This window comes from Rhodoferax sp. UBA5149 (genome assembly GCF_002413825.1).
Classification (GTDB): domain Bacteria; phylum Pseudomonadota; class Gammaproteobacteria; order Burkholderiales; family Burkholderiaceae_C; genus Rhodoferax.
The window spans coordinates 1-11,982 of sequence record NZ_DHXT01000214.1 but is presented as its reverse complement, the minus strand read 5'-3'; the positions used below and the strand labels follow the sequence as shown (position 1 = coordinate 11,982).

Annotated in this window: 12 protein-coding genes; 1 reads left to right on the top strand and 11 read right to left on the bottom strand. The window is 60.0% G+C overall.

The genetic code is table 11. The features are described from left to right. Positions 1–1,499, bottom strand: a 1,499-nt coding sequence (locus tag B3V69_RS19230) for a wax ester/triacylglycerol synthase family O-acyltransferase (protein WP_349679236.1), incomplete at its 3' end; no start/stop codon positions are given. 190 nt (positions 1,500–1,689) lie between these two features. Between B3V69_RS19230 and B3V69_RS19225 the strand changes: the two genes are divergently transcribed. Continuing rightward, on the top strand, positions 1,690–1,944 hold the full coding sequence (locus B3V69_RS19225) for an acyl-CoA-binding protein (RefSeq protein WP_296448935.1): 255 nt from the start codon (positions 1,690–1,692) through the stop codon (positions 1,942–1,944). Between the two features lie 59 nt (positions 1,945–2,003). Here B3V69_RS19225 and B3V69_RS19220 read toward each other — a convergent pair whose 3' ends face one another. The 10 genes from B3V69_RS19220 to B3V69_RS19175 all read right to left on the bottom strand — a co-directional run. Further along, positions 2,004–2,330 carry a polyhydroxyalkanoic acid system family protein gene (locus B3V69_RS19220; protein WP_296448933.1) on the bottom strand — a complete coding sequence of 109 codons (327 nt, stop codon included), beginning with the start codon at positions 2,328–2,330 and terminating at the stop codon, positions 2,004–2,006. After that, the gene (locus B3V69_RS19215; protein WP_296448928.1) at positions 2,323–3,405 is read right to left on the bottom strand and encodes an aminopeptidase; all 1,083 of its coding nucleotides are present in this window, start codon (positions 3,403–3,405) and stop codon (positions 2,323–2,325) included. The genes B3V69_RS19220 and B3V69_RS19215 overlap by 8 nt, the downstream gene beginning before the upstream one ends. 52 nt (positions 3,406–3,457) lie before the next feature. Continuing rightward, complete coding sequence (locus B3V69_RS19210; protein ID WP_296448926.1) at positions 3,458–4,468, bottom strand: Bug family tripartite tricarboxylate transporter substrate binding protein; 1,011 nt, start codon at positions 4,466–4,468, stop codon at positions 3,458–3,460. Between the two features lie 3 nt (positions 4,469–4,471). Continuing rightward, complete coding sequence (locus tag B3V69_RS19205) at positions 4,472–5,455, bottom strand: tripartite tricarboxylate transporter substrate-binding protein (protein ID WP_296448923.1); 984 nt, start codon at positions 5,453–5,455, stop codon at positions 4,472–4,474. Between the two features lie 107 nt (positions 5,456–5,562). Next, positions 5,563–6,822, bottom strand: coding sequence for a phenylacetate--CoA ligase family protein (locus B3V69_RS19200; RefSeq protein WP_296448920.1), 1,260 nt, complete (start codon positions 6,820–6,822; stop codon positions 5,563–5,565). An 85-nt stretch (positions 6,823–6,907) separates the two neighbouring features. After that, complete coding sequence (locus B3V69_RS19195) at positions 6,908–7,717, bottom strand: ABC transporter ATP-binding protein (protein WP_296448918.1); 810 nt, start codon at positions 7,715–7,717, stop codon at positions 6,908–6,910. 186 nt (positions 7,718–7,903) lie between these two features. Beyond that, a complete protein-coding gene (locus B3V69_RS19190; RefSeq protein ID WP_296448914.1) occupies positions 7,904–9,220 on the bottom strand; it encodes an ABC transporter substrate-binding protein in 1,317 nt (438 codons plus the stop codon). Between the two features lie 76 nt (positions 9,221–9,296). Then, positions 9,297–10,373, bottom strand: coding sequence for a branched-chain amino acid ABC transporter permease (locus B3V69_RS19185; RefSeq protein WP_296448911.1), 1,077 nt, complete (start codon positions 10,371–10,373; stop codon positions 9,297–9,299). Between the two features lie 79 nt (positions 10,374–10,452). After that, a complete protein-coding gene (locus B3V69_RS19180) occupies positions 10,453–11,382 on the bottom strand; it encodes a branched-chain amino acid ABC transporter permease (protein WP_296448908.1) in 930 nt (309 codons plus the stop codon). Between the two features lie 105 nt (positions 11,383–11,487). Beyond that, a partial coding sequence (locus tag B3V69_RS19175; protein ID WP_296448905.1) for an ABC transporter ATP-binding protein occupies positions 11,488–11,982 on the bottom strand: 495 nt, incomplete at its 5' end.

The window sequence follows — 11,982 nt, the reverse complement described above, 5'->3', positions numbered from 1 at the left end:
TCATCAATGATTTTTTGCGGATCAGGGCACAGTGTTGCGTCACTGATCACGCCAAACTGCACACCGCCACCGTAGCTCAAGATGGACACCCCCAAACCCACCGTGCCGGATTGAGGCACCCAGACCAGGTTTTGCTCCAGGGTGGCGCCGCAAAACTTGAGCTTCTCGCGCGGACCCGGAACATTGGTCATGACGGCCGTGGTCTTCTTGGAGAACAGGCTGAGCATGGCGTCTTGCGCCGGTTTGATCAACAAGCCCGCCACCGCCAGCAAACCGAATGCCATCAGGGGCTGCAGGCTGCCTTTCATCTCGCTCATGCGGCGGCGCACTTCGTAGACGCGCTGCACCGGGTTCTCCACGCCGATCGGCAAGACCACGGGCGCCAGGCCAAAGCGATTGCCCAAGCTATGGGCGTCTTCAATCGGGCGCAGGTTCACCGGCACCATGGCCCGGATTTCCTTGCCCGCAATCTCATCGCCAAAAGACTTGAGATACGCCCCGATCGCGCCGGCCACGCAACTCAGCAAGACATCGTTGATGGAGCAGTTCAAGGCCTTGCCGACGGCCTTCACTTCTTCCAGCGGAATCGGCTGGCACCACGCCACGCGCTTGGTCGGACCGGGAATGCCTTTGAGTCGGGTAGGCGAGTCGTCGGGCATAAGCGCCAGCGCGGCACCGTCCCGCATGGCCTGGTACGCCATTTTCGCCAGCTCGACCGAACCGGCCAAGCCCTTCTCGATGCCCTTTTCGATGCCTTTTTTCGGCTCGATCATCATCTCCATGGCGTTGACGGCACCATCACCCGCCACACCAAGTGCTTTCACCGTCACATCCGTGAACGGCTTGATCAGGCTGTCCGCAATCCAGTCCTCGGCACCTTCCAGCCCCGCGTGATGCAATTTTTTGATATGGGGCGAAGGAGGCACGGCGCCACCGTCCACCAGCGACTGCGTGACGGCAATCAAGGCAATGCCATCGGCAATGCAATGATGAATGCGCGCCATCAGGGCCGAGCCACCCTGGTAATGCTCGACCAGGTGAAACTGCCACAGCGGATGGTTCATGTCGAGTGGCTGCACCGCCAGTTCGGCCAGCCGGTCCTGCAAGGCCTGCTGCTCGCGACCGGCTGTCGTGCGGGGCAGTTTCTCGACCACCACATGCCGTTCAATATGGAAGTCGGCGTCCGGAACCCAGCTGGCGCCGGTTGCATCCTGCTGCACACGCTGGCCAAAGCGCGGGTACCTGAGCAAACGCTCTTCAATGCGTTGACTCACGGCCTGGTAACTGACGCCCGGCTTGATGATCCAGACGCCCACGATCATCATCAAATTCGTCGGGGAATCCATGCGCAGCCAGGCGGTATCGACCTTGCTCATGCGCTCGCCGGTCAAGCCCCCGATGCCGCCACCCGCATCGGACACCTTCTCCTCAACGCCTTGGGCCGCCGACTGACGCGGGGTCTTTTTGGCAACTTTTTTAGCAATGATTCGGGTAACCATAAAAACTCCAGACGGGACAAAATGGCACAACGACAGTTCTTGGGGACGCTCCCTATTTTGTAGGCAAAACACCCCGTAAGATACTGCGCAAATACCCATGTGTGTGGGGTATTCGCCCTATCTGATACTTTGCGGGACAGACTGCAGCGGCATCGCCGCCAGCGCTGTCCACACCACTTAAGAGGAAATCATGTCTGATCTAAAAGCAAAATTTGAAGCCGCCGTTGCCAATTCAAAAAACCTGACCGAGCGCCCTGACAACGCCACCCTGCTCAAGCTGTACGGGCTTTACAAGCAGGGCAGCGTGGGCGACAACACGGACAAGAAACCCGGCTTTAGCGATATGGTGGGACGCGCCAAATGGGATGCCTGGAATGGCTTCAAAGGTACGCCCAACCAAGATGCCATGCAGCAATACGTTGACCTGATGGGGACCCTGCGCTGAACCGCCTGCCGGAGCCCGCTGGCTCTGGCGGTCAAGGGGGCCATCGGTTGGCCTGTTTGTTATTTTTTTCTGGCAGCGTGCGCTTTGGCAGGCGGCGTGGCCTTCAGCAAGTCATCCAGATTTTTCACGATTTCGCTCTCGATCCTTGCTTTGAACGCGCCGACCAAAAACCCAAGTCTCGCGTCGAGTTCAAACTTGTCCTTGGTGACAGACAAGGTGCCGTGGACGCCCGATCGTGTGAAGCAAACTTCATCCATCGTTTTACCTTCTTCGTAGGTACAGGTCATGCCGAATTCTTCCTCGGCGTGCTCCGCCCACTGGAAGGCAATTTTTCGGGCTGCTGACAGGCCCAGCGTGTGCTGGCGCAGGATATGAAGATCAGCCACTAAGAGACTCCGTTGGTATTTTTTTCAGGGCCCGTGCCCGCTCGATCGCAGGCAGTTGCGCCAAACGTCTGACTGCATCATAAAACCGCTGCCAGTCTTTGCCTTGCGCGTCAAACAAAGCCTCGAACGCCGGCACCAGCTCGTCATAGGCCGCCTGTGCGCCGAACGCGGCATTGTTGGCCCCCGCCACCCAGGCGTCATAACCCGCATAGCCACCCCAGCTGCTCTTAAGCCGGACGTAGTCATCGCGAAAATCCTGCATTGCTATGTTTTTCATAGCTAGAAGCGCCTGTTTATCGGGGGCTGCCGACTTATTTTCCTTGTAAATACGGGCCAACCGGCGACGCGTGGCGATGGACAGCGCCCGAAACTGGCGGCGCCGGGCGTCAAACTCGGCGTACTCTTTCTTGGCCGCGGCTGAACCGTGAGCCGCCAGCCAACGCTCGCCCCCCAGGCGTTCCACCGCCGTGGCGAAGGACTCGTTGAACAGGGTGTCGTCTTTGACATACAGCACCTGATGCGCCAGCTCATGAAAAATAATGCGGGCCAACTCGCCTTCCGGGTAGCGGATGAAGGTATTGAGCAAGGGGTCGCCGCCAGCCCAATTCAGCCAGCCCAGTGTGGAGTAGGCGGGCACGCCATAGACGCTGGTCTCGAACCCGGCAGAGGCAAGCTCCTGGGCCTGGGTACGGGCCTCGGCCTCGCTGAAATAGCCGCGGTAACCGACACAGCCCGTCACCGGGAAACACCAGGTTTTGAGGGTGAGCGACAAATCGGGCGCCGCGGCCACGTTCCAGACCATCGAGCGACGCTGCAAATCGGCGTAGCGCTGGTAGCTGGCGTTGTCAGGCAGGTGGAGTTCGGTCACGGCGAAGCGGCGAATGCGCTGGGCCAATGCCAGGCGCTGCTTCAGTGCCGGGGCGACACTTTCATCGGTCAGCCACTGCGCCACCGGGCGGGCCGCCTGCATCATTTGCAGGTGGCCCCCAATCGATTGCAGATAGTAGTCGGTGTCGGCGCAGCCCGTCAGCATGGCGGGAGCGATCAGACAGACAAGGGGCCAAACAGTGCGCATCAAGACGCAGTTCACGATACGCGGCTAGGCGGCTAGGTCAGTGCGCACCAGGTCAATCGACCTTGGCGCCGGACGCCTTGACCACCGGCGCCCACTTCTTGATTTCAGCATCGATGAACTTGGCAAATTCCTGAGGGCTGTTGCCGCTGGGAATGGCACCCTGGGTCTGCAGCTTTTCCTTGATGGCGGGCGAGTTGAGTGCCTTGGCGGTTTCCTGCTGAAGCTTCAACACGACCGCTGGCGGCGTGCCGGCCGGCGCCAGCAAGCCAAACCAGCTACTGGCCTCATAGCCTTTGAGCTTGGCCGCTTCTTCAATCGTGGGCAGCTCGGGCATGGCGGCAGAACGCTGGGAACTCGTGACCGCAAACGCCTTGAGCTTGCCGCCCTTGATCTGCGGCATGGCGGACGGCAGGTTGTCGAACATCACATCCACCGTGCCCGACACCATGCCCATCATGGCGGGGCCCGAGCCACTGTAGGGAATGTGCGTCATGAAGGTTCCGGTCATGGACTTGAACAATTCGCCCGCCAGGTGAATGGAGGTGCCGTTGCCACTGGACGCCATGTTGAGCTGACCGGGGTGGGCTTTGGCGTAGCGAATAAAGTCGGGCACATTGTTGATGCCCAGCGTTTTGGCCTTTTCCGTTTGCATCACCATCACATTGGGCACCGCCGCCACCAGCGTGATGGGCGCAAAGTCTTTTTGCGGGTCGTACGGCAATCGACTGTAAAGCGACTTGTTGATGCCGTGCGTGCCCACGGTGCCCATCAACAAGGTATAGCCGTCCGCCGGCGACTTGGCCACGATATCAGCCCCCAGGTTGCCCCCGGCACCGGCCCGGTTGTCCACGATGAAGGGCTGACCGAAGGCCTTGGACAACTCGGGCGCGATCGCCCGGGCCAGGATGTCGGTGGTGCCCCCGGGCGCGAATGGCACCACGATCTTCACCGGCTTGGTCGGCCATGGGGTTTGCGCCAAAGCCGTGCTTGCTATTGAAATAGTAGCTGCTCCCGCACAAACGGCGAGGGCTAGACGGCGAAATGATTTGAAATTTGTAGTCATGAGTTAATCCGCGAATTTACCCGCTGCTTCTATCAGGGGCTTGAGTTTTTCGATTTCGGCAGCGACGAAAGCCTTGTGGCCGGCGGGCTCCATGCGATTATCAGTCACGACAATCGCGCCCAGATCTTCTTGCTTCTTGATGAATTCCGGGTCTTTCAAAGCCAGCTTCAAGGCCTCGTTGAGCTGCTTGAGCACCGCTGCCGGCGTGCCCTTGGGGGCATACAGACCGTGCCAGATCGTCAGGTTGAAGCCCTTCAGGCCCATCTCCTGCAAGGACGGATAGTCCTTGAGCAGCTTGTGGTTCGTCAACCGACCGGCCGTGGTGACGGCATAGGCCTTGACCCGACCGGATTCGATCTGTGACGTCGTGTTGGTGGTCTGGTCGCACAGCACATCGACCTGCCCGCGAACCAGGGCGGTCATGGCCGGCGCGGTTCCCCCAAACGGAATGGTGGCCATGGCCACTTTGGCGTTGACGGCCGACTGCCACATCAGGCCGCAGAGATGGGAGGCCGACCCCAGGCCGGCGTGCGCGATGTTGAGCTTGGCGCCGTTGGCCTTGATGTAATTTTCAAAATCACGGTAGGTATTGGCGGGCAGCTGCGGCCTGCCAATCAGGGTCATCGGCACGTCATTCACCATGCCCAGGTACTCAAAGTCTTCCAGCGGTTTGTACTGCAGCTTGCGGTACAGGCCGGGGGTGGAGGCCATGCCAATATGCCAGAGCAACAGCGTGTGACCATCCGGATTGGCCTTGGCCACCTTGGTCGCCCCCATCGTGCCGCCCGCACCGTTGACATTTTCAATCACGAAGTTGGCGCCGGGCAGGGTCTTGCGCATGGCCTGCGCCAGATCGCGCGCGACCCGGTCGGTCGGCCCACCGGCGGCAAACGGCACCACGAAGGAAATCGGCTTGCTACCCGGGTAAGCCTGCGCGTTGGCAAACAAGGCCGTCACCGCGAGGGCCAGAACCAGTAAACGTTTCACGACATAGCGCCTTATGCATTAATGCCGTGAGCGTACCGTGCTGAAGCCCGCGATGCAATACGGAAACTACTTAGTGAAATGGCGATTCAAACGTTTTCCAAGTGGCGTCACTTGTAACTGCGCGCATCCTCAATCATCTTGCCGTCATTGGGCAGGCTGCCGGGCAAAACAAGCTCGACCTGGCCGCGCAACTTGGTCACGTCACGAATGGCCTCGCCAATCTTGCTGGCCAGCGCATCCGGCCCAGCGCACGCGGTCTCGACCTTGAGCGTCATGGTGTCGTTGGCCATCTCGCCGGTCACCACCAGACGAACCCGCGCCACTTCGGGGAAGCGGCGCGCAATGTCGGCGATCTGGCCTGGGTGCACGAACATGCCGCGAATTTTGGTGGTCTGGTCGGCCCGCCCCATCCAGCCCTTGATGCGGGTGTTGGTGCGCCCCGTGGGGCATGGCCCCGCCAGCACGGCCGACAGATCGCCGGTTCCAAAACGGACTAAGGGGTAGTCAGGGTTCAGTGTCGTCACCACGACTTCGCCCACTTCGCCGGGCGCGACCGGATCGCCGGTGCCGGGCCGCACGATCTCGACAATCACGCCCTCATCGAGCACCAGGCCGTCGCGAGCGCTGGTCTCATAAGCAATCGAGCCCAGGTCGGCCGTCGCGTAGCACTGGTAACCGGCAATGCCGCGCTCGGCGAACCAGTCGCGCAAGGACGGCGGAAACGCCTCGCCGCCAAACATCGCCTTCTTCACGCTGGGCAAGGCCACACCCATGTCGGCCGCCTTGTCGACAATTATTTTCAGAAAGCTGGGCGTGCCGATATAGCCCGCGGGTTGCAGCTGGGCGATGGCTTGCACCTGCTGCTCGGTCTGGCCGGTGCCCCCGGCAAACACCGTGCAGCCCAGCGCGTGGGCACCGGATTCCATCATCGAGCCGGCCGGCACAAAGTGATAGCTAAAGCAGTTGTGAATCAGCTCACCCGGACGAAAACCCGCGGCAAACATGGCGCGCGCCATGCGCCAATAGTCTTTGGCCGCGCCTTCCGGCTCATAGATGGGACCGGGGCTGGAAAAAATGCGCGGCATGTGAGAGCCGTAAACCTGCGTGCTGAATCCGCCAAACACATCGCCGCCCACGCGCTCGCGACTGGCCTGCTGGCGCTCCAGCAATTCATGCTTGCGTGTGACAGGCAGTCCCGCCAAGGCCTGCCGACTGCTCACCGCCGCCGGGTTGACGTCTTTCAAAATCTGACCCAGCGCGATCGACGAATTTTTGGCGTGGGCCAGTTGGCCCGGCAGTGCCGCCATCAACGCGCTCTCGCGTGCCGTGTGGTCGCGCGTTTCCTGCGCATCAAAATATTTTGTCATGGTTTTTTCCTGTGATGCACCGCGGACAAGCGTGTCGGGCTCGGGCCCGATCCCGCGTAAGGTCGGCGCGTGCGGGTCATATTTCTCAAGCCAACCAACGCTTGCGCCGTTTGTAACTCTTCACGTCCTTGAAACTCTTGCGTTCGCCGCCGCCCACGCCCAGGTAGAACTCCTTGACGTCTTCGTTGTTGGCCAGGTCGCTGGCCGCACCGTCCATCACGACGCGGCCGGACTCCATGATGTAGCCATAGTCGGCGTACTTCAAGGCCATGTTGGTGTTCTGCTCGGCCAGCAGGAAGGTGACTTTTTCCTTGTGGTTGAGGTCCTTCACAATCTCAAACACCTCTTCCACAATCTGAGGCGCCAGACCCATGGAGGGTTCATCCAGCAGCACCATGCTGGGGTTGGCCATCAGGGCGCGGCCAATGGCGCACATTTGCTGCTCGCCGCCCGATGTGTATGCCGCTTGGCTGGTACGCCGGGTCTTGAGACGGGGAAAGTAGGTGTAGACCTTGTCCAGATTGCGCGCAATCTCCGCCTTGTCCTTGCGCGTGTAGCTGCCGGTCAGCAGGTTTTCTTCGATGGTCAGGTGCGCGAAACAATGCCGCCCCTCCATCACCTGTACCACGCCGCGCTGCACCAGATCGGCCGGCGAGAGGTTTTCAATGCGCTCGCCACGCAACTCAATGGAACCCTTGGTCACCTCGCCCCGCTCGCCTTGCAGCAAGTTGGAGATAGCGCGCAGCGTGGTGGTCTTTCCCGCGCCGTTGCCCCCCAGGATGGCCACAATTTTCCCTTCCGGCACATTCAGCGAAACGCCCTTGAGCACCAGAATGACATGGTTGTAAATGACCTCGATGCCGTTGACGTTGAGAACAATATTTTTAGGTTCCATAACTGAGCCTTGTTGACCAAACGAAAGACCCGGCGGGCGACTCTTTCGTTTGGCGAGTGGCAAGCGAAGCAAGCCACCCTTCCAGAAACACCGCGGGACCGGCTCTGCCGGACCGCCGGTGTTGCCCCCTGCAAGGGGGGTGGCGTAGCGACTCGAAGTGCGCGCAGCCCGGGGCTGTACCCCGTTCTAGCTCTGGCAGTCCGCGGGGGTGCGCGGTGTCAGCTTGTGGTCGGCCGCGTATTTGGCCGCTGTACTCTTGACCAGCGGCTTGAGGACCTGCTCATCGGCTTGCAGCCAGTCCGACGAAAACGCCCACTTGTGGCCATCCCAGGTGTGGATGCGCGCCCAGTTGGAGCCCATGTGATCGGCGCAGGAGGTGCTGATCGGACGCATCACACCGGCAAACCCGAGTGCATCGAGCTTCTTCTGGTCGAGTGCCAAGTTTTCATAGCCCCAGCGTGCTTGCTCGCCACTCATCCACTTGCCTTTGCCGAACCGTTCCTGCGCCCGGCGCACGCCCTCGACTGCCAGCATGGCGCTCATGGCACCGCGCATGTACAGCACCTGGCCCACTTCTTCCTTGGGTCCGGTCCCCTGACCCTTGGCAAAGACCTTTTCCAGGATTTCCTTGACTACAGCGGAGTTCGGTTCCGCACCATGCTGCATGGTGACCGCGTTGTAGCCCTTGGCACCTTCGCCGACGTCCTTGACATCGGGCTCGGCACCCGACCACCAGACGCCGTACATCTTGTCACGCGGGTAACCGGTGGCCTGCGCTTCCTTGAGCGCAGTGGAGTTCATGACGCCCCAGCCCCACAACAGCACGTAGTCAGGCCGTGCCTGGCGCACTTGCAACCAGGTTGACTTTTGATCGACGCCAGGCGCCGTCACCGGCAGCAGTTGCAGGTTGAAACCATGCATGGCAGCGCGTTCCTGTAGCAGGGGGATCGGCTCCTTGCCATAGGGTGAGTCATGGTAGACCAGGGCAATTTTCTTACCCTTGAGCTTGTCGAGCCCGCCCTCTCTTTTGCCAATCGCCTGAACCAGCACGTCGGCGGCCAGCCAGTAGGTTCCTGCCAATGGGAAGTTCCATTTGAAGACCAGACCGTCCTGGCTTTCGCTGCGTCCATAGCCCGCCGTAATGAGCGGAATCTTGTCAACCGGTGCCTTCTCGGTCAGGGCAAAGGTAATGCCTGTCGACAAGGGCTGGAATACAGTGGCGCCACCGTGTTTGCCCTTCAGTCGCTCGTAGCATTCGACGCCGCGCGCGGTGTCATAGCCCGTTTCGCATTCTTCATAAATGATTTTCACGCCGTTGATGCCGCCGCGCGCATTGACCAGCTTGAGGTAGTCGGCGTAGCCGTTCGCCCATGGCACGCCGTTGGGCGCGTAAGCGCCCGTGCGATAGGGTAGTCCGGGAAAGAACTGTTCCTTGGCCTGCGCGAATGCGCCCGCGCTCGCCGCGGCGATGACGCCTGCCAGGACAATGTGAGGAATTTTCATGGTTGTCTCCTTTAAGTTTGGCACTCGCATGCCTATGGGTTAACGAACGAAAGCCACTGCCGATTGCACAACAGATTCAATGAGGGAAAGGCCACAGGCGCAATTTCTGCTTGCCGGTGGACCACAACTTGGCCAGACCGTGGGGCTCCACAATCAGGAACCAAACGATCAACGCGCCGAAAATGATCAGTTCGGCATGCGATATGCCGGCCGTCGAAATGTCAACGCCGACCATCGAGCCAAACCAGGGCAGGAACCGGTTCAGCGCGATGGGCAACACCACGATAAAGCCGGCACCAAAAAAACTTCCCATGATGGAACCCATGCCACCGATGATGACCATGAACAGCAACTTGAACGACAGGTCCACCGAAAATGCCGCGGGCTCCCAGGCGCCCAGGTAGACAAAGCCCCACAGCGCGCCAGCCACCCCGACGATGAAGGAGCTGACCGCGAAGGCGCTGAGCTTGGCGTACATGGGACGGATACCGATCACCGCTGCCGCCACGTCCATATCGCGAATGGCCATCCACTCGCGCCCGATCGCACTGCGCACCAGGTTCTTGGCCATCAGCGCCAGCACCGTCAAAATGGACAGGCACAACCAGTACTTGGATGCAGGGCTCTCTATGGGGATGCCCAGGACCTGCAACCCCGACACCGACACCGAACCCGACGGCGAGTCATTGGTAAACCACTTGATGCGCAGGAACATCCAGTCACTGAAGAACTGTGCGGCCAGCGTCGCCACCGACAAATACAGCCCCTTCACCCGCAAACTCGGCAAGCCAAACAAAATACCAAACGCACTGGAACACAAGCCTCCCAGGACCAGGGCCGCAAGCAAGGGAATACCTGGAATCCGAACAAAGAAATTGAACGCGGCGTAGGCACCGACCGCCATGAACGCCCCCGAACCCAAGGAAATCTGGCCGCAGTAACCCACCAGGATATTGACGCCCAAGGCAGCCAGCGACATGATCAAAAAGGGGATCAGGATCGCCCGGAACATGTAGCCACTGCTCAACATCGGGACCAGGACAAATGCGGCAGCAATCAGCAGCAATACGGCCCAACGGTCTTGTGCAATGGGAAAGATCTGGCTATCGCTGCGGTAGCTGGTCTTGAACTGCCCGTTTTCTCTATAAAACATGTTGGTACTCGATCAATGGTGGGCAAGGGGTGCCGACTGCGGGTTAGCGTCGATGGCGATCAGTGCGTTCATGGTGCGATCAGACCCGGTCAATGATTTTTTCGCCAAACAAACCCTGCGGGCGAAACAAGAGAAACACCAGTGCCAATACGTAGGCGAACCAGATTTCAATACCCCCACCCACATAGGGACCCAAAAACACTTCGGACAACTTCTCCCCCATGCCAATGATGAGGCCCCCGATGATGGCGCCCGGCACCGACGTCAGCCCGCCCAGAATCACCACCGGCAGGGCGCGCAGCGCCACCGTGGTCAGCGAAAACTGAACACCCAATTTGCTGCCCCAAATCATGCCGGCGACCAAGGCCACAATGCCCGCCACACACCAGACGATGAACCAGATGCGGTTCAGCGGAATTCCGATGCTTTGCGCCGCCTGGTGGTCATCGGCCACGGCGCGCAGGGCTCTGCCAGTGATGGTTTTCTGAAAAAATACGCTCAGCAGGGCCACCAACACTGCGGCAATCAGAGCCGCGTACAGGTCTTCCTTGTTGACCAGGATGCCGCCCGGGAACAGGCGCTCCAGCAAAAAGATAGGGTCCTTGGGCATGCCAATTTGAATCTCGTAGATATCGCTGCCAAAAATGCTCTGACCGATTCCATCGAGAAAATAGCCGATGCCCAATGTGGCCATCAGCAGGGTCGTGCCCTCCTGGTTGACCAGGTGGCGCAGCACCAAGCGCTCGATCAGCCATGCCACGAGGAACATCACCAGCCCCGCCAGCACAAATGCCGCCAGGTTGGCGATGATGGGATTGGACACGCCGGTCCAGAGCGGAATCCACTCGGAAAAGCGCGCCATCGCCAGGGCCGCGAACAACACCATGGCGCCCTGGGAAAAGTTGAACACGCCGGATGCCTTGTAGATCAGTACAAAGCCCAGCGCCACCAGGGAATACAGCATGCCGGCCATCAGGCCGGCGAACAGGGTTTCAAGGAAAAATCCCATGGTTACGGCCTCCGACCTGTTGCGGGCTCGCCGCGCGGCACCCCTGAAAAACTATCCGATGCCGTAATGGGTGCTTGGTTTTGTCTTTGCATGGTGTTGACTCTGTCAGTGGCTGGTGCCCAGATAGGCGCTGATCACTTCTTCGTTGTTGCGTACTTCTTCGGGCGTGCCGTCGCCAATCTTCTTGCCGTAGTCGAGCACCACGACGCGATCGGAAATGTCCATCACCACGCCCATGTCATGCTCGATCAGGACCACGGTGGTGCCAAATTCTTCGTTCACGTCCAGCACGAAACGGCACATGTCCTGCTTTTCCTCGACGTTCATGCCGGCCATGGGTTCATCGAGCAGCAGCACCTGGGGCTCCATGGCCAGTGCGCGCCCGAGGTCCACCCGTTTCTGCAGGCCATAGGGCAATTGGCCCACGGGCGTCTTGCGGTAGGCCTGGATCTCCAGAAAATCGATGATCTTTTCGACCGCCTCGCGATGCATCTCTTCTTCCCGCTGGGCCGGCCCCACCCGCAACGCCTGCCAAAGAAGGTTGCTCTTGATCTTGAGGTTGCGCCCGGTCATGATGTTGTCAATCACGCTCATGCCCTT